Source organism: Actinomyces glycerinitolerans (assembly GCF_900098745.1).
Taxonomy (GTDB): Bacteria; Actinomycetota; Actinomycetes; order Actinomycetales; family Actinomycetaceae; genus Actinomyces; species Actinomyces glycerinitolerans.
This window is the reverse complement of sequence record NZ_FQTT01000010.1, coordinates 194557-216999: the sequence shown is the minus strand read 5'-3', so window position 1 is coordinate 216999 and position 22443 is coordinate 194557. Positions and strand designations below refer to the sequence as shown.

General features: G+C 64.6%; 18 protein-coding genes and 1 pseudogene. 14 read left to right on the top strand and 5 right to left on the bottom strand.

Features of this window, described 5'->3' with window-relative positions; translation table 11 throughout:
• Nucleotides 1–6 precede the first annotated feature (6 nt).
• The 3 genes from ACGLYG10_RS07495 (at nucleotide 7) to ACGLYG10_RS07485 (ending at nucleotide 2755) form a co-directional block, all read left to right on the top strand.
• Nucleotides 7–645 (top strand): dihydroxyacetone kinase subunit L, encoded by a 639-nt coding sequence (locus ACGLYG10_RS07495; protein WP_073329919.1) that lies wholly within the window; start codon nucleotides 7–9, stop codon nucleotides 643–645.
• 75 nt (nucleotides 646–720) lie between these two features.
• Nucleotides 721–1779, top strand: a complete 1059-nt coding sequence (locus ACGLYG10_RS07490; protein ID WP_073329915.1) for an aldo/keto reductase — start codon at nucleotides 721–723, stop codon at nucleotides 1777–1779.
• A gap of 25 nt (nucleotides 1780–1804) precedes the next feature.
• Nucleotides 1805–2755 (top strand): AlbA family DNA-binding domain-containing protein, encoded by a 951-nt coding sequence (locus ACGLYG10_RS07485; RefSeq protein ID WP_083565737.1) that lies wholly within the window; start codon nucleotides 1805–1807, stop codon nucleotides 2753–2755.
• Between the two features lie 124 nt (nucleotides 2756–2879).
• On the opposite strand, the gene ACGLYG10_RS07480 is transcribed toward ACGLYG10_RS07485, so the two are convergent.
• On the bottom strand, nucleotides 2880–3836 hold the full coding sequence (locus ACGLYG10_RS07480) for a sugar-binding transcriptional regulator (protein WP_073329912.1): 957 nt from the start codon (nucleotides 3834–3836) through the stop codon (nucleotides 2880–2882).
• 342 nt (nucleotides 3837–4178) lie between these two features.
• On the opposite strand from ACGLYG10_RS07480, the gene ACGLYG10_RS07475 reads away from it, so the two are divergent.
• The 5 genes from ACGLYG10_RS07475 (at nucleotide 4179) to yicI (ending at nucleotide 10848) form a co-directional block, all read left to right on the top strand.
• Complete coding sequence (locus ACGLYG10_RS07475) at nucleotides 4179–5243, top strand: LacI family DNA-binding transcriptional regulator (protein WP_073329909.1); 1065 nt, start codon at nucleotides 4179–4181, stop codon at nucleotides 5241–5243.
• 100 nt (nucleotides 5244–5343) lie between these two features.
• Nucleotides 5344–6660, top strand: coding sequence for an ABC transporter substrate-binding protein (locus tag ACGLYG10_RS07470; RefSeq protein WP_083565735.1), 1317 nt, complete (start codon nucleotides 5344–5346; stop codon nucleotides 6658–6660).
• A 2-nt stretch (nucleotides 6661–6662) separates the two neighbouring features.
• Nucleotides 6663–7595 (top strand): carbohydrate ABC transporter permease, encoded by a 933-nt coding sequence (locus ACGLYG10_RS07465; protein ID WP_244542618.1) that lies wholly within the window; start codon nucleotides 6663–6665, stop codon nucleotides 7593–7595.
• 1 nt (nucleotide 7596) lies between these two features.
• Complete coding sequence (locus ACGLYG10_RS07460; RefSeq protein ID WP_083565734.1) at nucleotides 7597–8529, top strand: carbohydrate ABC transporter permease; 933 nt, start codon at nucleotides 7597–7599, stop codon at nucleotides 8527–8529.
• 30 nt (nucleotides 8530–8559) lie between these two features.
• Nucleotides 8560–10848 carry an alpha-xylosidase gene (yicI, locus tag ACGLYG10_RS07455; protein WP_073329906.1) on the top strand — a complete coding sequence of 763 codons (2289 nt, stop codon included), beginning with the start codon at nucleotides 8560–8562 and terminating at the stop codon, nucleotides 10846–10848.
• A gap of 54 nt (nucleotides 10849–10902) precedes the next feature.
• Here the strand turns inward: yicI and ACGLYG10_RS07450 are convergent, their stop codons facing one another.
• Complete coding sequence (locus ACGLYG10_RS07450) at nucleotides 10903–13053, bottom strand: alpha-galactosidase (RefSeq protein WP_083565733.1); 2151 nt, start codon at nucleotides 13051–13053, stop codon at nucleotides 10903–10905.
• A gap of 328 nt (nucleotides 13054–13381) precedes the next feature.
• On the opposite strand from ACGLYG10_RS07450, the gene ACGLYG10_RS07445 reads away from it, so the two are divergent.
• The 5 genes and pseudogenes from ACGLYG10_RS07445 to ACGLYG10_RS07430 all read left to right on the top strand — a co-directional run bounded on the left by ACGLYG10_RS07445 (nucleotide 13382) and on the right by ACGLYG10_RS07430 (nucleotide 17599).
• Nucleotides 13382–14656 (top strand): ABC transporter substrate-binding protein, encoded by a 1275-nt coding sequence (locus tag ACGLYG10_RS07445; RefSeq protein WP_083565791.1) that lies wholly within the window; start codon nucleotides 13382–13384, stop codon nucleotides 14654–14656.
• 118 nt (nucleotides 14657–14774) lie between these two features.
• On the top strand, nucleotides 14775–15638 hold the full coding sequence (locus tag ACGLYG10_RS07440; protein ID WP_073329897.1) for a carbohydrate ABC transporter permease: 864 nt from the start codon (nucleotides 14775–14777) through the stop codon (nucleotides 15636–15638).
• Nucleotides 15639–15643: 5 nt separating this feature from the next.
• On the top strand, nucleotides 15644–16480 hold the full coding sequence (locus tag ACGLYG10_RS07435; protein ID WP_073329894.1) for a carbohydrate ABC transporter permease: 837 nt from the start codon (nucleotides 15644–15646) through the stop codon (nucleotides 16478–16480).
• Between the two features lie 51 nt (nucleotides 16481–16531).
• Nucleotides 16532–16675, top strand: a pseudogene (locus tag ACGLYG10_RS16980) (LacI family DNA-binding transcriptional regulator); the annotation flags it as partial.
• Between the two features lie 36 nt (nucleotides 16676–16711).
• The gene (locus tag ACGLYG10_RS07430; protein ID WP_244542617.1) at nucleotides 16712–17599 is read left to right on the top strand and encodes a substrate-binding domain-containing protein; all 888 of its coding nucleotides are present in this window, start codon (nucleotides 16712–16714) and stop codon (nucleotides 17597–17599) included.
• 286 nt (nucleotides 17600–17885) lie between these two features.
• Here the strand turns inward: ACGLYG10_RS07430 and ACGLYG10_RS07425 are convergent, their stop codons facing one another.
• The gene (locus ACGLYG10_RS07425; protein ID WP_244542616.1) at nucleotides 17886–18290 is read right to left on the bottom strand and encodes a hypothetical protein; all 405 of its coding nucleotides are present in this window, start codon (nucleotides 18288–18290) and stop codon (nucleotides 17886–17888) included.
• Nucleotides 18291–18421: 131 nt separating this feature from the next.
• Nucleotides 18422–19792 carry a hypothetical protein gene (locus ACGLYG10_RS07420; protein WP_244542615.1) on the bottom strand — a complete coding sequence of 457 codons (1371 nt, stop codon included), beginning with the start codon at nucleotides 19790–19792 and terminating at the stop codon, nucleotides 18422–18424.
• A gap of 308 nt (nucleotides 19793–20100) precedes the next feature.
• Here ACGLYG10_RS07420 and ACGLYG10_RS07415 point away from each other — a divergent pair, with 308 nt between their 5' ends.
• A complete protein-coding gene (locus ACGLYG10_RS07415; protein ID WP_139240899.1) occupies nucleotides 20101–20451 on the top strand; it encodes a hypothetical protein in 351 nt (116 codons plus the stop codon).
• 538 nt (nucleotides 20452–20989) lie between these two features.
• On the opposite strand, the gene uxaC is transcribed toward ACGLYG10_RS07415, so the two are convergent.
• Complete coding sequence (gene uxaC / locus ACGLYG10_RS07410; protein WP_073329888.1) at nucleotides 20990–22420, bottom strand: glucuronate isomerase; 1431 nt, start codon at nucleotides 22418–22420, stop codon at nucleotides 20990–20992.
• Between the last annotated feature and the right edge of the window lie 23 nt (nucleotides 22421–22443).

Here is a 22443-nt window from a genome sequence, read left to right as displayed (position 1 = left end):
GTCAAAATGCTGAACCGTGAATCACTTGCGGCAATCGTCGGTGAAATCAGCGCCCTGATGGCCGAGAATCGTGACTATCTGGTCTCCCTGGATCAGGTTAACGGAGATGGTGATCTGGGCATCTCCATGGATGACGGCTTCAAGGCGCTCGCCGAATACCTTGCCACCCAGGAACAGGCCGATCTCGGACAGCTACTGCGCGGGGCGGCCAAGGCGTTCAACAGTGCGGCGCCGTCGTCATTGGGAACCATCCTCAGCTTCGGGATGATGGGTATGGCGCGGACGCTGCGCGGAAAGACTGAGACCAACGTTGTTACCGCCGCGCAGGCCGTGCAGGCGGGCGTGGAGGCCATTATGGAAAAGGCCGAGTCAAAGCCGGGGGAGAAAACCATCCTGGATGCGCTCGCGCCCGGGGCGACGGCCCTCGTGGAGGGCGCCGGCGCCGTCGACGGGGGCGGAGCCGCGTTGACGGAGCTTTTGCGACGCGCTGCCGAGGCGGCCGCCCAGGGTTCGGAGTCCACCCGGGAGATGGAGGCCGTGCACGGACGCGCCGCCTACTCAGCTTCCCGCAGCATCGGGGTGCTCGACGGCGGCTCCGTCGTCGGCCGCCTCATCTTCGAGGGGCTGGCCGCCTGGGCGGTCTGAGGACCGCGGATCTGCGGGGGCGGGAGGCACAGAAAGCCCTTCCGTCCCCGCAGATCGGCTCGTACCGTATGTGTCATGGAATACAGACAGCTGGGCAAAAGCGGCCTACGGGTCTCGACCATCACCTTGGGCACCATGGGCTTTGGTGGTACCGGGTTTGCGCGTACCGTGGGGCAGATTGATGTGGACGGAGCGCGTCGGCAAATCGACATAGCGCGCGACGCCGGAGTGAACCTCTTCGACACCGCCGACATGTACTCCGCCGGACTTTCCGAGGAGATCCTCGGCAGGGCGCTCGGCGCGGAGCGCGACGACGTCCTGATCGCCACCAAGGTGCGGATGCCCATGGGGGAGGGTCCCAATGACGCCGGCCTGTCCCGGCATCACATCATGCGCAGTGTGGAGGCGAGCCTGCGCCGCCTGGGCACTGACCACATCGACCTCTACCAGGTGCACGAGTGGGACGGGGTCACGCCCCTGGAGGAGACGCTTACCGCTCTGGACGATCTGGTACACGCGGGCAAGGTGCGCTACATCGGCTGCTCCAACTATGCGGCCTGGCACATGATGAAATCCCTGTGGACCGCCGACCGTCACGGCCTGACCCCGTTCGTCAGCAACCAGGTGCACTACTCCGTGCAGACCCGGGATATCGAGCATGAGATCGTGCCCGCCGCGGTGGACCAGGGTATAGGCATCCTGGTGTGGAGCCCGCTGGCCGGCGGGCTGTTGACCGGCAAGTACCGTCGCGGAGTCGACGCGCCCGCCGGCAGCCGCCACGTTGAGGGCTGGAATGAGCCGCCGGTGTATGACGTCGAGGTCCTCTACGACATCGTCGAGGAACTCGTGGCGATCGCCGACGGGCACGGTGTCGCACCGAGTCAGGTGGCCCTTGCCTACGTCCTGGCCAAGCCGGCGGTCACCTCGGTGATCGTAGGGGCGCGCAATGAGCAACAGTTGCGGCAGAACCTCGGTGCGGTTGACTTGGCGCTCACAGCTGAGGAGATGGAGCGGCTGGAACAGGTCAGCGCAACCGGGCTGCCCTACCCGTTCTGGCACCACCTGAACGCCGCGGACCGGTTGAGCCCGGCCGACCTGACGTTGTTGGCTCGGCACCTGCGGGATTGCGGCTGAAGGTACTGCCCTACGCTGAGGCACTATGCCCGTCTCGTTCACAGGCCTGCTTAGTGTCCTGCCGCTAAACGCCACCGCCCTCCCGCCGGCACCGCGCAGCCCGGTGCTACTGTTCGCCGTCCTCATTCAGCCGGTGGCGCTGCTGGTCGCCTATCTGGCCGGTCGCTTCGCCTCTCACCTGGTACGGCGTCGAGCCCAGATCTCTACCTCCACGGCCACCCTCACTGCCCTGATCGGCCTGTGGGCCGGGTTCGCCGGCGGCGCCTGGCTGTTCAACGAGGACTATCTGTGGGCGCCGCGGATGCTGGCCTCGGCCGTCGTAGTCGCGGTAATCGTCGTGGGAATAACCGCGCTGGTCATAACCCGCATCCAGCATGAGCCGCCGCTGGACCCGATCGCCGAGGTGGCCCGGCGGGGTGAGTCGGAACGGCTGGAGCTGAAGTCCTCCGCCCGCGTGAACATGCACACCGGCAAGCGCGACGATGCCATGGAAACGGTGGTGGCCAAGACCGTGGCCGCCTTCCTCAACTCCCGGGGAGGCACCCTGCTGCTGGGCGTCGACGACGACGGGCGCCTGATTGGCCTGGCCCCGGACTACGCCACTCTGCGCCAGCCCGACGCCGACCGCTTCGAGCTGTTCCTACGCAGCCTGTGGCGAGTGCGGCTGGGTACAAACGCCGCGGCGCTGCCGCGCCTGGACTTTGCGTCGGCCGCTGACGGGGCCGGCGAGGTGTGCCGGGTGACGGTGCCGCCTTCGCCCGTCCCCGTGTACCTCAAGGGCCCGAAGGGCAATGGTGGCACCGAACTATGGGTACGCGTCGGCAATTCCACGCAGCGGCTCGAAGTGGACGACGCCATCTCCTACGTCGCCCGTCGCTGGCCGCACGAGGTGCGCCCGAGCCTGCGCGCCCGCGTAGGTGCCTACCTGCTCTACCACCGTAAGCGCGCAGCGGTTCCACAGGTGGATACGGATTAGTGCGGTGATCGGTGAACATGCGCTGGCACCGATGGCTTGCGATGTGAGATGACTCAGTCCCGGCAACGCCCAACCGCATACTTGCTCTGATCCCTCCCGGCCCGGTACGCGGGTGGCCTCCGGTTCAGAGCATGTCGAGGATTGACAGGGCGGTCTGGTAGTCGGTGGCCAGCGCGCTCAGGATGCCGCCGCGCACTGCTCCGACAATCGCCTCCACCTTGTCCTCACCGCCGGCCGCCCCGATGACCAGTGGGATGCGCCGCAACTCATCCAGGGGCAGCGCCAGTGTGCGCGGGGTCAGCGGCGTGGGAACGGGATTGCCGTAGGCGTCGTAATGGTGATCGAGGATGTGTCCCACTGCGCCACCCGCGCGAATGGCCTCACGTACGTCCGGGGTGAGGTACTCGGCCAGGATGTTACCCGCGCCCTTCGCCTCCACTCCGGCCACGCCTACGAGCGCCACGTCGGCGCGCGCAGCCAAAGCCAGCGTGGTGGCCACCTTCTCCTCGCGCATGAGCGGCCGCAACAGCGAGGGATCGTCCACGATCAATGGAACCGGCATGCGGGACACCTTGGCGCCAAGCTGGCTGGCAATGCGGGTGCAAATGGTCGGCGCGTCGCGGCCCCAGGAGGGCAGGCCGCCTGGAATCGAACCGAGTAGCTGAACGATTGTGCAGTCCACTCGCGGTATTTGCGGGATGCGCTGGGCGGCGGCCTGTATGGAGCGTCCGTTGCCGACGGCGACTACCTGTCCGTTCGCGACCGAGTCGACCAGCAGTTCGGCGGCGGCTTGTCCGACGGCGCCGATCACATCGGTCCCGTTGACCTCGGCGACCCGGACCGCCTTGAGTGGCAGTCTCTCGCGCAGGCGCTTCTCCACCGACAAGATGTGTTCGAGCGGGTGGGAGATGGTGACTTGCACGATCCCCTGTTCACGGGCGCGATTGAGTAGCCGCGAGACGCTGGGGCGTGAATAGCCGATCTCGCGGGCGATGTCCGCCTGGGTGAGGTGCTGCTCGTAGTACATGCGCGCCACCCTCAGCAGCAGTTCGACATCGCCCCGCGTGCTGTCCTGGCCCACGGCCCAATGCTAAGTCAGCCGACACGACTGCTGCAGATTCTCCCCAGCGGCGGCCGTGGAGGACGGGCGAGGTGGTGTTCCCGGGACCGCCGCAGGGGTGAAGTGCCAGACATCGAAATTTCGATCTTTTCGCCGTCGCGTTGACCCCGGCCGAGGGCGCGTTGCACACTATTCGAAGCGCTTCGACGAAACGCTTCGAACGTTGGAATGTCAACGAGATCCGACGCGCGTAGTGGTTCGCGGGCGCAGGTCGGGCAGCGGCCGGGGTGCTTCCGGTGCTGCCTGTGCGCGGCAAGGACAGCGCCGGGACGCGGATACGCCGATCGGATCGAGGAGGCAGGCATGACGACCATGCAGGATGTGGCCCGACGGGCCAACGTTGCCGTGTCAACCGTCTCCTACACCCTTTCTGGTGCGCGTCCGGTGGCTCCGGAGACCGCCCGGCGCGTCCGTGCTGCAATGGAGGAACTCAACTACCAGCCGAACGCCATGGCGCGCGGGCTCGCCAGCCACCGTTCCCACACCTTGGCCATGACCTTTCCGCGCTTCGACACCGCGATGGGTGAGACGGTTTTCGAGATCGTCCGTGGTGCTCAGCACGAGGCCGCCCGCCACGGCTACAGCCTTGCCGTCTGGCCGTTGGAGGAGACCGAGGCGGGCGCGGAGTTGGTGGCGCTGGTGCGGCAGGGCAAGGCCGACGGCGTGCTGCTCGTCGAAGTGGAGGTGGACGATCCGCGAGTCGCCGCACTCAAACGTGCCCGGCTGCCATTCGTCATGGTTGGACGCACCGCCGATCCTACGGGCCTGGCATACGTAGATATCGACTTCGAGCGCACCGTCGACGACGCCGTCGGCGAGCTGTATTGCCTCGGCCACCGCCGCATCGCCTTCATTGGACGTCCTGCATCCCAGGCGGAGACGGGCTATGGGCCGGCGGTAAGGGGACGACAGGGATACCTGCGGGCGATGAACAACCGTGCGTTGGAGCCGCTCGCCTTCCACTGCGACGCCAGTCCCCAGGCGGGCCAGGCGCTTGCCCGCGAACTGGCCGCACTGGAGGAACCTCCCACCGGGGTGGTGGTCATGAATGACATGGCCGCCCTCGGACTGCTCGCCGGACTGCAGGCGCAAGGACTAAGGGTTCCCCGGGATATCTCCGTGGTCGGCGCGGTCTCCTCCCCGACGCTCGGTGCCATGACAACCCCCGCACTGACGACGACGCATGCGCCCGGCGAGCGCATGGGCGCCTTCGCCGCTCGCGCCCTGCTGGCCATCCTCGACGAGCACCTCGACCCGGCCGACTGCCACCAGCTGGTGACGTGCTCGGTGGTCGAGGGCGAGAGTCTCGGCCCCGCCCCGGGAGCCGACCTGGAAGGCAACCATCCGCGCGAGAAGAGCAGCAGCTGAATACAGCCCGCTGAAACCCACAATCTCCCGGCGCCCACCGGCGTCGGGCCCCATCACCACTCCCCAGCGGAGTGCCCGCACTCAATGAAGAGGAAACATCATGATGAAGCGCAGGAACTTCAACGCTCTCCTGGCCGCCGCGGCCGCCACCGGCCTGCTCGGCCCGACACTGTCCGCTTGCGGCTCCTCCGGGTCATCCGGAGCGGGATCGGACACCTTCACCATCTGGGACTACGAGTCCGACGACTCCGCCATGGGACAGGCCTGGGCCCGTGCGATCGAGATCTTCAAGGAGCAGCACCCCGAGGTCACCGTCAAAATCGAGGATCAGACCTTCGAGCAGCTGCAGAAGAACGCCAAGATCGTGCTGACCGGAGACGACGTCCCGGACATCATGGAGTACAACAAGGGCAACTCAACCTCCGGACAGCTCGCCTCCCAGGGACTCATTGAGCCGCTGACCGAGCAGGCGACCGAACGCGGCTGGGACGCCAAGCTCGCGGCCTCGTTGCAGACCACGGCCCGCTACAGTGAGGACGGGCTCATGGGCGACGGCGACTGGTACGGGGTCCCCAACTACGGCGAGTACGTGTTCGTCTACTACAACCAGGACATGTTCGACGCCCAGGGGCTCAGTGTGCCGACCACCCTGGAGGAGTTCGAGGCCGTATGTGACGCCTTCGTCGCCGCCGGGCAGATCCCGCTGGCCGAGGCCGGCTCGGAGTACCCCATGGGGCAGCTCTGGTACCAGTTGGTTCTCGCCCACGCCGACCGTTCCTTCGTCAACGCCTACCAGCTCTTCGAAGGCGACGTCGACTGGACCGCCGACCCGATCAAGGCCGGAACCGACAAGCTCGTGGAATGGATCGACAAGGGGTACGTCGCCGCCGACTCCGCCGGCCTGACCGCCGAGGACGCCGGCACCGCCTTCATCAACGGCAGCTATCCCATGTTCGTCTCCGGCTCCTGGTGGTTCGGGCGGATCGTCGGGGACATGGCCGACAAGAACTGGGACCAGTTCCTCTTCCCGGGCACGGAACTGTTCCCGGGCTCCTCCGGGAACCTGTGGGTGGTGCCGACCAATGCCAAGAACAAGGAACTCGCCTACGACTTCATCGACATCACCCTGTCCGATGAGGTCCAGGCGATCCTCGGCGAGAAGGGCGGGCTGCCGGTGAGTGGCGACCCCTCCACCATTGAGGACGAGAAGACCCGCACCATGACCGACAACTTCGCTCGGATCAACGAGCAGGACGGCCTGGCCTTCTACCCGGACTGGCCGGTGGCGGGCTTCTACGACCAGATCGTCTCCGCCATGCAGTCCCTCATCAACGGTTCCAAGACCGGTGACGAGGTTCTTGCCGACCTGCGCTCCGCATATGACGAGGGCAAGGCCGATATGGGCATTGAGGGCTGACCGTGCGCGCCCGAACCGAACGGCCCTCGCGCCGCAGGTCGCGGAGTCTGGCCTACCTGCCCTACCTCATTCCGGGAGCGGTCTGCTTCACCATCATCATTCTGGTGCCGCTGGCTCTCAACGTCTGGTACTCGCTCAACAGCTGGAAGGGCGGCATGTCGCCGATGCGGTTCATCGGGCTGGACAATTATGCCCAACTGCTGGATGACGCGAAGTTCTGGGCGTCCTTCCGCAACTCGTTGTCGATGATCGTGGCCATGGTCATCATCCCGACGCTCATCGGGCTGGTGCTGGCTGCCGTCCTGTTCGACTACATCGGCAAGCACTTCGGCTCTCGTACCGCCGCGACGCTGCGCGCCATGTACTACCTGCCGCAGATCCTGCCGATCTCCGTGGCCGGCATCGTGTGGAACTGGATCCTCAACTCCCAGACGGGTGCGGTCAACACGATTCTGCGCGGCCTGGGTGTCACCGACCCGCCCAACTGGCTGGGTTCCACCTCGACGGCGTTGGGCTCGGTCATGTTCGTGCTCATCTGGATCCAGATCGGCTACCCGACCGTCATCTTCATGTCCGCCCTGCAGCGGGTGGACCCGGAGTTGTACGAGGCGGCCGAGCTCGACGGCGCGGGCTGGTTCGCGCGCTTCCGCGCCATCACCGTGCCGCAGATCCGGCCGGAGACCTTCGTGATCGTGCTCACCTGCACCATCGCGGCGCTGAAGGTGTTCGCGCCCATCTACGTGCTCACCCGTGGCGGTCCGGAGAGCTCCACCCTGGTGCCGAGCTACTACTCCTACCTGAACTTCTTCGACAAGTCGAAGGTCGGCTACGGCGCCGCCATCTCAACCGTGCTCACAATCGTCATTATCGTCATCGCCGGCGTCATCCAGGTCTTCCAGAACCGCAGCGCCCGGCGTGAGGAGGAGGGACGCTGACATGTCCGACACCGTCCTCAGCTCAGCATCTGTGGCCACTCGCGCGGCGGGCACAACCAAACGCGCCCCGGCGCCGAAACCGGGCACGGCCACTCGCAGGAAGGACCGCTTCCATCGGGGCGCCGGACGCTGGATCGTGCTCGCCGTCGTCGGCCTGTTCGCGCTGCTCATGGTGGCCCCGTTCCTGTTGATGGTCATCAACGCCTTCAAATCTCCGGCCGACTACTCCGGCGGCAGCCCGCTGTCCCTGCCGAAGCAGATCTACATCGACGGTCTGGCCTACTTCTGGCAGCGAGTCAACTTCCCCGTCAAGCTGTGGAACTCCATCTGGACCTCGGCGCTGGTAGCCGTGGCCGGTACGTTGCTTTCCCTGCTGAACGCCTACGCCATCGGCGTGGGCCGGGTGCGGGGGCGCGCCTGGATCGTGGCCGTGTTCATGATCGCCAATATGCTCCCGCAGGAGGGGCTGATCTACCCCCTGTTCACCATGGCGCAGAAGACCGGGCTCACCGACAACCCGTGGTCGATCGTCATCATCTTCACCGTCATCCAGTCGGCCTTCGGCACCTACCTGCTCTCCTCCGTGCTCGGCACCTTCCCACGCGCCCTGCTGGAGGCGGCCGAGCTCGACGGCGCCGGCCGCTGGCAGATCCTGTGGCGGGTGGTCTACCCGATCGTCCGCCCCACCATGAGCGTGCTCGCGATCTTCTTCTTCATCTGGACGTGGAACGAGTTCTTCATTCCGCTGGTCATGCTCACCAGCAATGACAACCAGACCGTGCCGATCGCCCTGTCCAGCCTGCAGGGTGACCGCATGCTCGACGTGCCCACCCTCAACGCCGGCGCCCTCGTCTCGCTGATTCCGACCTTCCTGTTCTTCCTCTTCTTCCAGCGCACCCTGACCCGCGGCGTCACCGCCGGCGCGGTTAAGTAGCGCAAGCAGATCAATCAGCAAAGGACCCCCATGAAGTTCTCCAACGGCTATTGGCTCGACCGTCCCGGTTACACCGTGGAAAAGGCCCGCGGTCTGCTCGACCTATCCGTCGGCGCCGCCCACTGCGGCGACACCGGCAGCACTGTTCACGCATACGCCCCGGTCCGCCCGGTCTCCGGCCGTGGCGACACCTTGAACGTGGCGTTGCTGTCGGCGACCTTCACCGCCGTCGCCGACGGCATCATCAAGGTGGAACTGGTCAACCACCGCGGCGTGCGTGACCGCGGGCCGCATTTCGCGGTAGCTACGACGGAGGACTATCGGGGCGAGGTCGAGCAGGCGGCGGGCGGCGTCACCCTGCGGGCCGGCGCGCTGGCCGTGACCCTGCGGGAGGGGGAGGACTGGACGGCTGCCTTCAGTTCCGCCGGACGCCCGCTCACGGCAAGTCTGCCGCGCGCCGTCGCCCACGTCGTCGGGCCGGACGGGACCCGCTACATGCGCGAACAGCTCTCCCTGCGCCCGGGGGAGCGGGTCTACGGGCTGGGGGAGCGCTTCGGCGCCTTCACCAAAAACGGCCAGAGCGTGGACATCTGGAACGAGGACGGCGGCACCGCCTCCGAGCAGGCCTACAAGAACATCCCCTTCTACCTCTCCAGCGCCGGCTACGGGGTGTTCGTCGCCGAGGCCGGCGGAGTGTCATTCGAAGTCGGCAGTGAGATCACCACCCGCGTCCAGTTCTCGGTGGAGGGCGAGCGCCTGACCTACTACGTGATCGATGGGCCCACCCCGAAGGACGTGCTGCGGCGGTACACGGCGCTGACCGGCCGCGCCCCGATGGTGCCCACCTGGTCCTTCGGACTGTGGCTGACCACCTCTTTCACCACCGACTACGACGAACAGACCGTCATGTCATTCATCGACGGCATGGAGCAGCGGGGCCTGCCGCTGAGCGTGTTCCACTTCGACACCTTCTGGATGCGTGGCTTTCACTGGTGCGACTTCGTGTGGGACCCCGCGACCTTCCCCGACCCGGCCGGCATGCTGGAGCGTATCAAGGACCGCGGCCTGCGCGTATGCGTGTGGATCAACCCCTATATCGCCCAGCGCTCGGCATTGTTCGATGAGGGTGCCACGCGCGGATATCTGGTGCGCACCACCGACGGTGATGTGTGGCAGACCGATCTGTGGCAGGCGGGCATGGCCCTGGTCGACTTCACCAACCCCGACGCCGTCGCCTGGTACCGGGAGAAACTCCAGGTGCTGCTGGACATGGGTGTGGACTGCTTCAAGACCGACTTCGGGGAGCGGATCCCGGTACGGGGCATCGCCTGGCATGACGGCTCCGACCCGGAGAAGATGCACAACTACTACACACAGCTGTACAACCGCACCGTCTTCGAACTGCTGCGCGAGCGGCGCGGCCAGGGGGAGGCGGTCCTGTTCGCCCGCTCGGCCACGGCGGGTGGACAGCAGTTCCCCGTGCACTGGGGCGGCGACAACGAGTCCACCTACGCCTCCATGGGGGAGACGCTGCGCGGCGGCTTGTCCCTGTGCGCCTCCGGCTTCGCCTATTGGAGCCACGACATCGGCGGTTTCGAGGGCACCCCCGACCCGGGCGTGTTCAAGCGCTGGCTGGCCTTCGGACTGCTGTCCTCCCATGCCCGGCTGCACGGCTCGAACTCGGTGCGCGTGCCCTGGGCCTTCGACGCCGAGGCGGTCGAGGTGGCCCGCCGGTTCATCCGCCTGCGCCTGTCGCTCATGCCCTACCTGTACCGGCTGGCGGAGCAGGCGCACGCCACGGGGGCGCCGATGATGCGGCCCATGTTCCTGGAGTTCCCCGACGACCCCGGGGCCAGGGACATCGACACCCAGTACATGCTCGGGGAGGCCCTACTGGTGGCGCCCGTGATGGACGCCGACGGCGAGGTGGAGGTCTACCTGCCCGAAGGCACCTGGACCTCCTGGTGGGATGGGACGACGGTGGCTGGGCCGCGGTGGGTGCGCGAGCGCCACGGCCTGGACACCCTGCCGCTGTACGTGCGGCAGGGGAGTGTACTGCCCGTGACGGGACGGGTGGAATGGCCGGAGGACGACTGGGCCGCCGACCTCACCCTGCGCTGCTTCGGCCTGGTCGACGGCGACGAACGTGAGGTGGTGGTGCCTGCGCACGACGACTGCGCGGCGGTCGCCTTCCACGTCGCCCGCCGCGACGGCGTGATCACCGCGCGGGCCGACGGCGCTCGCGGGCCGTGGCGGCTGGAGGCCGGCGGGACGTGCGTGCGGGCCGACGGGGGCGTGGCCGAGTTGCGTTTCGGCTGAGGCCACTCTGGGGCGAGTCGGACATCGGTGCCGACTCGCCCCAGCTTTTCCGAGTCACTTATGTAGGCGGATGACTCGCGCGCTTTCTCCGGCCGACTCGAAGTCGATGTCTAAACAACCTACCCGCGGAAGCCATGTGACCCGCCAAGGCTCCAGTGTCGTCGGGTAGATGACTTGCGGGTCGAGTGACTCACCTATGTGCTGCGGCAGAGGGATGGTGGTGCCGGCGATGGTTGAGTGTCGCTTCCATACGTACAACAGGATCTCGGCGCCGGAATCGGTGGCGAGGACCACGACGGGCGCGTTCCATTCCGGCAGTCCAATAGGCCAGCGAGGAACCGATACCGACTGGTGGGCTATAACGCTTGGGTATAGTGCCGTCGCCTCATGCACGAGAGCTGTCTGGTCGGCGCTGAGTTGATCAAGCCTTCCTGACAGGTAGAGCCTGCCCGAAAGTCCCGTCACCATGGTGAAGGCCACCTGCTCCAGTGTCATGCCGGGTTGGGGATAGGCCCAGTTTCCAGCTTGTTCGGGAATCATGGCCATGGGTGCGGCGGCAGCGATCGTGGGGTAGAGCCGGTAGTCCTGCTGGTCACTGGTCGACTGAAGGTCGTAGCGTGCAAGGATCGCCTGATCCATACGCTGCGCCCCCGACGAGCAGGCCTCGAATATCACTCCCGGATGCTCCCGGCGCAGTTCCTCGAACCAGGCCAGGTGCGCGCGGGCGTGGTCCAGCAGTGCCTCTCCCGGACTGCTCGACTTGGTATCCGGCCCGCTACCCGGAGTCACGTTGTAATCCCACTTGAAGTAGGAGACTCCGTAGTCGTTGATCAGCCGATCGAAGGTCCGTGCCAAGTGATCCTGCGCGTTTTTGGAGCGGAAGTCGATTAGATGGCGCCCGTGCTCAACGATGCGTCTGCCACCCCGATGCATGAACGCGTCCTCCGGGAGGGTGCGTGCGAGCGCGGACCTCACACCGATCACCTCGGGCTCAATCCAGAGTCCAGGTTTGAGCCCCTGACCGCGAATGTAGTCCAGAACGCCGGTTAAGCCCTCCTTCCCGAAGCGCTTGGTAGACGGGAACCATTCGCCGACCGAGTCCCACCAGTAGCCGTCGTCGTCGTACCACCCGGCGTCTATGCAGAAGTACTGCGCACCCGCGTTGGCGGCCGCATCGACGAGAGGCAGCAGTTTATCCGTCGTCGGGTCGCCCATCAGTGCGTTCATATAGTCGTTGAAAACGAGAGGGCGGTGGATGTCGGCGGAAGTTGGCAGATGCGATGCGCGGCGATGACGCGTGAGCTCACCCACTGCGGCGTCGAGGCCATCATCGCTGAACGCCAACGAGACCGGTATGGTTTCGAATTCCTCTCCCGCCGCGAGTACTTTCATCCAGGAGTGATGAAGATCGTCCGGGCCCTGAAGTACGAGGGTGATCCAGTCGGCGCGTTCGAGCTGCGGGTTGATCTCCCAGCGCCAGGGACCGTTCACCTCCAGCTGCCATACGACGCTGCGGCGCGTGTCGGTGTTGGTCAGAGCCGCGACCGGGACGTAGTCCCCGGAGGACCACGTCGAGCTGCCTTGCAGCGCATATGTGCCTCTGTGAGACTGGCCGTGCAGGTGGGAATGAATGTCAACCAGCGAGGCCGTGCCCTGGAGGGGGGTTGCGGCCCAACGGCTCTCCCCGCACCACTCGCTGCGTGCCGTCCAGACCTCGGTCGTGTGTGCAGGGCCCAGGAATCCGGTCAATCCGTCTAGTGCAATGGAGGAGATCATCTGCAGCGAGATGGGGCGATCGCCGTCATTCCGGATCTTGGTGCTGACGCGCCATGCGGCGAGGCTGTCGTAGCGCGTGAATGTGGTGGTGACGACGGCGCCCGACAGAGGGTCTTGCTGAACGATCTCCAGGGTACGGGCCTTCACGTGCTCCCGACCCGCTCCGGGAGTATCTCCAGCAGCCTCTCGCGACTCATACTCGAGTTCGTGCCTGGAGACGAACCGCAAACGTTCCGACAATGCCCCCCGATGCGAACGGGTGCTCGTCAGAGCCCGCCCCTCCCCGACCGCGAGGATCTCGACCATGGCTTGGGGCGCGAGTCTTTCCTCCGCATGAAGTACAGGTGAACTGCTGACGCGGACCGGACGGTCGGCTCCATAATCGAAGAAGAGCTCAGCAGGGGGTTCCCCCCAGGAGAACTGTGCCATCTCTCAACCTCCTTGGTGAATGGCGTCGCCGCTTCCGAGCGGAGAGGCGGCGTGAATGATAAACGTATTAATCTTCCCTTGCGCGACCTTGAGATGCAAGCGTGCCGTCGGCCAGTGGTGGACGGTGAGCGCCCGCCATCTCCGCCGAGGCGTGGAGCCTCCTCGGAGCGCGCGGTGCGCTAGCTGGTTGACTGTCAGCGTAAGCTGCGCTATAAATGATGAACGTTCATCACTCGGTGGCGACGGGGCCACTCCGCTCGCCACACGCCACGGGCGAGGCTGCTCGAGGCGCAATCAGTTGTTCAATGACGAGCGCTTGGAGGTTCCCATGAAGCGAAGGACCGTTCTGAAGCTGGCTGGTGGTACAGCGATAGCTCCCATCCTTTTGGCCGCCTGCGGCGACAGGGGGGCAGGAAGCGGCACGAAGACCATCGAGCTGTGGACCGCTTGGACCGAGGGTGCCGATACAGCGACGGCGAGTCAGGAACAGATCAAGAAGTTTGAAGAGTCGAGCGGCTTCAAGGTCAATCAGACGAACTTCACCTACGATATGCTGCACGAGAAGCTTATCGCCTCGGCCGCGGGTAATAACCTTCCAGATGTCGTGTGGGGGCTTCCCGAGTATGTCGGCGAATTCCAAAAGCTCGGAATCCTTGCTGACCTCACAGCTGCCTGGGACGCCTGGGCGGATGGGGACAAGGTCAGCGAGGCGGTCAAATCCGCCATGACGGTTGACGGCAAGATCATCGGCTTCCCCTACGAAACCACGGCCCGCGCCTATCTCGTTCACGACGATCTGCTGACGCAGGCGGGGGTCGCGGTCCCCGAGACGTGGGATGCGGTCCTGGGAACTGGCAAGAGCGTCGAGCAGGCCACCGGATCCTCCTTCTACGGGGTGGCGGGAACCGGTGTGCGCGCGCCCCAGGAACTCCTTGTATACCTTGCGCAGTACGATCTAGCCGTTGCTGTGGAGCAGGAGGGCGGCGGATACCGCAACACGTGGTCCGACGACTCCGACGAGCTGGACCGGGCCGCCAAGGTATTCGACTTCTACGCCTCCTTGATCGAAACCGGCGCCGCCTCCCCCAACTCGGCCACCTACGGTTGGGAGGAGACCGACGAGAACTTCGCCACTGGCTTGAACGCCACGTACGTTACCGGGAACTGGCTTGCCGAGCGCGAGTCGTCCAATCCTGACACGATGAAAGATGTATCGGTCCATCCGATTCCATATCCCGCGGATGGCCGGCCCGCGACTTATATCGAGGCGAAACCGCTGATGGTCATGGCAACATCGAAGGTACTCGACGGTGCGACGCAGCTGGCGCAGGCGTTCGCTTCCACCGAGTGGCAGACGGCAGCATTTCCCGACCGATCGGCCCTGTCTGGTGTATCCACCGACACGAAATGGAGCAGGGACTTCTCAGCACTCCTCGACACCGGCGTCACCTATCCACCGATCACCCTGTCCGGAGTGACGCAGAACATGATCGACGCACTGGCCATGGTGCTCCAGGAGGGGAAGTCCTCCCGGGAGACCGCGACCTGGCTGTCGCAAGAGATCAACGCTTCATTGGAGCGGTCCGGTGACGCTCCCGCTTAGGGCTCCGGCACATGACCGCAGGAAACCGCCTTCGCAAGGGGCGCGAAGGATGACACACATGTCTCAACGCGAGGCGGGAGTGCGCAGAGGTCCCCGGAGAAGAGCAGACAGTAGATTCGTGGTCGCCGCACTCCTGCCGGCCTGGATCTTCCTGGCCGTACTCATCGGGTATCCGCTCGTGAAGGTCCTCATCGATGGATTCTCCTACTCAAACCTCGTCAACCCCTCGGTCTCCGGATTCGCCGGAACTCGCAATTACTCGGACGTCTTCGCGGATCCCCACTTCACGGGGGCGCTCAAGAACTCAGTGATCTGGACGGTCGGCTCCGTCCTGGGTGAGTACATGCTGGGTCTGGGCTCCGCGGTACTCCTCAATCGGCGGCTCAAAGGGCGAGGTATATTCAGGATGCTCACCTTCATTCCGTGGCTGGTGCCAATTATCGTGGCCGGGATGACATGGGAATGGATGCTGAATCCTGACTTCGGAATAATCAACTCACTTCTAGTTCGAGTGGGTATATGCGACTCTCCGGTGAACTTCCTCGGCAGTCCGAGCTGGGCAATGCCGACCGTAGTCTTCGTCAATATCTGGCGGAGTTTCCCTTACTACACTATTACGTTCCTCGCCGCGCTCCAGGCGATCCCCCCGGAGCTCAAGGAGGCCGCGCAAATCGACGGGGCATCGGCGTGGAGATCGTTCTGGTCGGTGACATTCCCTCAATTGCGGTCCCCTTCGCTGATCATCGTATTCATGCACTTAATATGGACCGCGGTGAACTTCGACTTCATCTGGGTGATGACGCAGGGTGGACCCAACTATGCAACGATGACCCTCCCGCTGCTTATATATCGTTATTCAATGCAGGACTTCAACGTCGGAATGGCCTCGGCGCTCTCTACCGTCATGCTGTTGGGGACTAGTGTCATATTCGTCGTTTATTATAGGTTGCGTCGCAACCTCAGTGAGGAGATTGTGGGCTGACTGTCATGAAGAAGCGACGACTCCTCGGTGATCTAATTTCCTACGTCTTGTTGGCGGCTCTGGCCTTATACAGCGTGTTCCCCTTCGTGTGGATGATGCTGTCGGCGCTGAAGCCGCGCGAAGAGATTCGCGTCCGCGTGCCGCGTCTGACAATCGATCGTCCAACGCTGGATAACTTCCGCAGCGTTCTGTTCGACCATGGTTTTGTGCAATACATTCGCAACAGCCTGTTCGTGTCGGCCGTCGCGTGCCTGTTGGCGCTGGTTGTCGCGACATTCGCTGGCTACGTCTTCAGCAGGTTCTTTCGGAGACGTTCTGTGCGGAACACCAATTTCTTCATGCTGGTCTCGCAGATGATTCCCGGCGTCCTGTTACTTGTACCGTTGTACATTACCATGAGGAACCTGGGGCTGCTCGAGTCCCCTGTGTCGCTGATTCTTGCGTACACCACCTTCGTGATACCTATGTGCACGTTCATGCTTTCCAGTGCTTTCGACTCGATCCCGATCTCGTTGGAGGAGGCTGCGGAGATAGACGGGTGTGGAAAGGTGCAGGCGTTGCGCCGAGTGATCCTACCGATAATGCGCCCCAGCATTATCTCAGTCGGTCTATATGCGTTCATCAACGCCTGGAACGAGTTCATGTTCGGCTACATCTTTATCTCGCAAGACCGCTACCGCACGATCACCCCTGCGATCATGCTGTTCAAGGGGGCGAACTCGATAGATTGGGGAGGCCTCATGGCGGCGTCTGTCATCGCAGTCCTTCCCGTCGCTCTTGTATTCCTGTTCCTACAGCGGTTCTTCATGGCGGGCATGATGAGCGGAGCGGTCAAGGGGTGATACTAGGCCGCGGGAGCGCCCAATGATCGTTGACGCGGTTATCCTACCGCTGTGAACCCCACTCCAAGGCGGCCGACGATCGCCGATGTTGCGCACAGGGCGGGCGTCTCGACGGTGACTGTATCTCGCGTCCTGAGCGGTTCGCCTAAGGTTAGCGAGCGAACGCGTACCCGCGTTGAGACGGTCATTCGTGAACTAGGTTACTTCGGGAACTCCGCGGCACGACAACTCGTGTCGGGACGTCCCGAGACGCTAGCGATTGTCACCTCCGACACGTTGCCCTACGGCTATGCGCAGACGATCAGCGGTGTTGCTCAGCGCGCCCGTAAGGCGGGGATGTCATCCCTGATCTGCGTGCTGGATCGTGACGACGACGACCCCGTGGAGCAGGCCGTGGCATCGGTCGCCTCCCACCAGCCGGCCGGCGTCGTGGTCATCGATTACGACGCACTTGCGCACAGCGTGATTCCGCGGATCCCTGAGTACCTTCCGGTGATCGATGTTGGGCCTCCCCAGTCCGGGGAGTCCTCCGGCAGGCCGTACGTGGCTTTGGATGAGTACGGGGGTGCGTATGAGGTTGCGAGACATCTGATCGAACTGGGGCACACATCCATCTTTGTCGTTGCGCAACCCAATAACGATCCTCCTGAGCGTAGATCCATCGGGGTTTTTGACGCACTGCGTGACGCCCGCCTGCCTATCTACCCCCTGGTGCGTTGTGGCTCGTGGGAGCCCAGCTCGGGCTACCGGGCCTGTAAACAACTGTTGGAGGAGTATGGCGAATTGGTGACCGCGCTGGTCTGCCCCAATGACGAGCTCGCCCTTGGAGCGATCCGAGCTATTCGCGACGCGGGGCTCTCCGTTCCCGGGGATGTCTCGGTGACCGGATTCGATGGGATTCCACTGGCCGGGGTAATGACTCCGACCCTGACTACGCTGCGTCAAGACTTTACTACCGCGGGCAGGACCGCGGTCGAGCTTCTCCTGCGCCTTCTGGATCGATCAGGCATGGCCTCAACTCCGCCCGAGCCCATAACCATCGCCTCGGAGTTTATTCGGGGTGAGTCGACGGCGGCGCCTCATCCGCACCGGGGACTCGTCCGGGCCGCCGGTGCGTGATGCCGGCGAGCGGTGTGAATCACCGTGGTGCTCGTGGCCGACACAGGTCGGAGTCCTCCGCGTGCCCGTTGTATGCCTGAAATTGTTGTATGGGGATCGTCGCGCGTGAGGCGAGGATCCCCTGTATCACCCACTTGCTTTCGGACAACGTCAACGGCGCTCAGATAGTGGTAGATGCGTAAGAGAACAGGCAAGGAAGAGGGCACCTCAGCTGGGCCGTCGTGTCGCGGGCTCAATACATCCAGTGTCCGTGACAAGGAAGAATCGCTGGCCAACGCACGCGGGGTCAGCGGGGCGCGCCGCGGATAATCAGCCAACCGCGCCCCAGGGGACGTTCGAGCAGCAATACCGCGTCGCCAGCAAAACCCCAATTCCAAGGATCTGAAATTGAACTCAGATCGACGTCCTCTAAACCGTCTGCATTCTGTCTAGCATTTGCGCCAACGTCTATGTGCTTGCCAGAGTAGCTCGTCTGGTTTGAAACGTAGTCACGTATGGCTTGATCCTCGGCGGTGAAGGCGATGATGTAGCCCCAGCCTCCGGGGTAGTTTTCGGCGAAGTTCACGGCTGGGGAGACCGAGAGTACTTCGGCGTTCTCAGGAAGCTCGTGTCCTTGGCCGACGGACAGGATGTCGTCCAGGTGCTCAATATCCGCCGGGTAGGGGGAGCCCTCCTGCTGGGTTACTGTCACGGTGGCCTCCTGGGTAGCAGTAGATTGGGTGGGCGTGGCACCGCGTGTGACTGTGGAACCACTGCATGCAGATAGAACTAGTGCGCCGGCTAACAGGCTTGCCAGTATGGGAGGTAAAACTAGTCTATTGGTCATGGTCCGGTCCCGTGCTGCACTGATGATTTACCGACCAGATTGTACTCCTGAGCCAGGCCCGCCTGATGCAGCTTCTGCATTTCGGCATCGGTTATATTCGCGGGACCTATCGGTGTGTCCTTATTGCGGTCCCAGTTGTACCGATCGGCCACGTGTACCCGGTAGTCGTAAGAGTAAGTGTAGTCTGAGTTGGAGTCGGTTGGCGGGTATACGGTTACGGTGCCTTCTGTGCAGTACTGGTAGCCACCCGTCGCATAAAACCAGTTCTCGCTCTCGCTTTGTTGAGCGTAGCCAGACGTCCAATCGGTGTTGAAAGGGTAGGTCATCGGACCGGTCGCCCCGGAGGCTTTATAGTCGTCTACCGCAGCGTTGACCGCGCGAGTGACCTCAGTCTGTGAACCTTCGTCCAAGCTGGACAAGTCGTTTAGCATGCCGTCAACGTTGATGTTTTGCGGCGTTCCGGTGTTGTCCAGGAAGTGGTTGAGATTCGCTGCGGCGTCTGGCCATGTATCCTCGAGTGCACGTGCGGCAAGCGTTGCCCCCTCGTGTACTAGGTGATCTCGCAGGGTGGCGTCGCGTTGTCCGTGCGGGCCAGATCCCTCGTCCGGAGTGTCGCCCGGATACTGCCATGGGTCTACACCCGGCATGTCGGCGTGTTCGCCGGGTACCGGATCGCCCAGGCCTGTTTTACTGGCGTTGCCGTCTGAGTTTCCCTTCCCGCTCGGCACGCTGCCCCTGGGTACCACACGTCCGGAGCGGGAACTCCGGGTGGCGGTGTCTCCTCCGACCTGGGACGGGTTAGAACGCGGATTTGGATTGGGGTCGGGCTTAGGTGATGGTCCTGGTTGCGGATTCGGCGTGGCTGAATTGAGTGCCTGGGCGTAGTCGGTGTCGACCTGGTTGGCCAGGGTGACGGTGGCTGCCACCATTCCGGCCAGTTCATCGGCCTGGGACTGGATGAGTTTCGCATCTGCCGTCGTCCCACCGGCGGAGCCGCCGGTCGTGGTTGCTGCCGTAGCGGCGGACATGTTGCTCGTCGTGGGGAGGATCGCGGTGACAGTTCCGTCATCGGCCAAGGACAAATAGGGATTGGCGTCGGCGTAGTCCTGGCACGCCAAGACCTGACGACGAACCTCGACCAGCCCGTCGCAGGCGGTGGCGGTGGCGGTCTGGAGCGAGCCGACCCGCGCGATAAGCTCGCTGTGTTCGGCGATGCTCGAGCGCAGCGCCGCGCGCATGGCGTTGACGCCCGAAGACCGCGAGGCCACCTGGCCCAGTGCCAACTCGGCATCTTCGTGTAGAGATGACAGGCGCGTGCCCATTGTCCTGAGCGAGTCCGAGGCTTCGGCCACGCCGTCGGGATCCACGCTTCGTACGTCGCCGTCCAGCGAGCCGAGCCGGGCGGCCAGCATCTCCAGGTCGCCCGCGACGATGTGAATAACCCATCAGACATCGATTGCGCTCTTCCTGAAGGCGAAATATGGGTGCAGCAGCATGACTCCGAGGCGCTCTCCCAGGGGCGGCCGACGGCGAGAACGTACGCCTGCGGCCTTTCCTTGTCAAGACCGTTATGTGGACGCTGGTGCGGCCGACGCGGCCGCGTATCTAAAAGGTCACACCTGGAGTGTGGTCCGGCAACTGGCCCGTAGACTCTATCCACCCTAGGGTGGATATTATGAAGAGTAAATACATGTACATCGCTGCCGTAGTCCTGTTCGTAGTCGGCGTGGCCATGATCTTTGTCGAGCACGTCGGCCCGGAGCCGGACATCAGCTGTGCTGGGCCTGATGATCCGTTGTCGGGCTACACATTCGAGGTCGACGGCGAGGAGTGCCCCATAAGCGTCGAGGACTTCAACGCCATCCTCGAATACGATCGATCGGCGCTGCCGGTGCGCCGCGCGGGCCTGGGGATCGCCATCGTCGGCATCGGGGTGGGCATTGGCGGGATCGTCGTCGGCCGTCGTCAGAAGCGGGCCGCTCGCGCCGCCGCCGATGCCGTCCCGCCACGGCAGTACGGAGCCTGAGGCGCTGCGACGCGCGGGCGCTTGGGGGCCCGCTACGGCTTGATACGCGCCCGCTGCGGTTGCGGATGAAATCGCCGATCCATGTCTTGCCCCTGAAGCGGTCTTATTTAGAAGCAAGGTCGACGCTCGAGTTAAAGCGGTTATTCGGATCGGTGGGTGTGGTGCTTAGCTTAGGGGCGGAGTGCTGCGATGAGGTGGTCGTTCTCGGGCGTGGGAGGTCGTTTTCGGGCCGACGAGGACGTCTTGGGCGAACCCGGGACGTCCTCGGGCTGGCGGTGTTGGTGGCCGACGGCGATTCGTTCGAGTTGTCGGAGTTATGCGGGCACCGGATCGAGGGTCGTGGCCCTTGGCGACGCATGGCAGCGGCACCGGGTGCCGCGCACAAGGCGCACACGGCTCGCCAACCGCGCATACTGGGGTGGGCCTACCAGCGGGTGGTCGCTCCGCAAGCTGTGGGACGCTGTCTCGGCTTGTGAAGCGCCATCTCCCAAACGGCTCATGCCGGCTGCCCCGCGTCTGTTGGGACCGAGTCGCCGCCTCAGTCCAGTTTGAAGGCACGGCGGGGGATCGCGTCCACCAGATCGTGGGCCACGGCAGCCGCCTCATCCATACTCAGCCGGTGCTCGACCACCAGTCGTGCCAGGAAGCCCGCGTCGCAGCGGCGCGCGATGCCGTGGCGCGCCGGAATCGAGCAGAAGGCCCGGGTGTCGTCGATGAAGCCGGAGGTCTTGTAGAAGGTCGCCGAACCCGTCGTCGCCTCCCGGAAGCGCGTGATCGCATCCGGCTCGTCGATGAACCACCACGGCACCCCCACGTACACGGCCCGGTACCAGCCGGCCAGTGGCGCCAGTTCGCGGGAGTAGACCGTCTCGTCCATGGTGAAGGGGATCAGGTGGAAGCCGTCGGCGTTGCCGTAGGCGTCCAACAGTGGCTGTAGGGCACGCGTGAACTCCACCGAGGTGGGAATGTCCCCGCCCACGTCAGCACCGTACCGGGACAGTGCCCCGGTGTCGTGATTGCGGTACACGGCCGGGTGCAGCGTCATCACCAACCCGTCGTCCGCCGCCAGCCGGGCCTGGTCGTTCACCATGTGGCGCCGCAGCCGGGTGGCGTCGGCGGCGTCGATCCGTCCCGCCAGGGCGCGCGCGTACAGCACCTCCGCCTCCGCGTCCTCCAGCCGCTGTGTGCCCGCATCCGCATGCGAGTGATCCGAGGAGACCGCGCCACAGGCCTTGAAGAAGGCCCGTCGGCGCCGCATCGCCTCGACGTGCCCGGCATAGGTGGAAACCTCCTGATCGGCCGCCTGCCCCAGCGCCTCGGTCAACTCCCGCCAGCCGGGCCGGGCCGGCTCCAGATAGGCGTCGGGGCGGAACGTCGGGATCACCCGGCCGTTCCAATCCGGGTCGGCGGCCAGGGCGCGGTGGGCGGCCAAGTCCGAGCACGGATCGTCCGTCGTCGCCAGCACCGCGATGTTGAAACGCTCGTACAGTGCCCGCGCCGTGAACGGCTCCGTGCGCAGGGCGGCGTCGATCTGGTCGTAGATCGCGTCCGCGGTGGCGGCCGACGGTCGAACCCGCACTCCGAACACGTCGTGGAAGACCTCGGTGAACCAGGTCTGTACCGGGGTACCGGCCAGCAGGTGCCAGTGCTCGCACAGCAGCCGGAATGCCGCCCGTGACCTCTCCGGGCTCAATTCGCTGCCCACCGGGACACCCAGTTGCTCCAGTTCCACCCCGCCCAGGGAGTGCAGCAAACGGTTGGTGTAGTGGTCCGGAGTGAGCAACAGGCTGGTGGGGTCGGCGAAGGAGACGTCCTGGGCCAGCCACTCGGGTGGGACGTGCCCGTGCGGGGAGATGATCGGCGCGTCGGCCACCTCCGCCAGGAGTTCGCGGGCCACCGCGCGGGTGGCCGGGTCGGCGGGCAGCAGCCGGTCGGGGTTAAGGGTCAGTGGCTGGACTGGGGCGGACACGGTGGTCTCCTTGGTAACTGGTG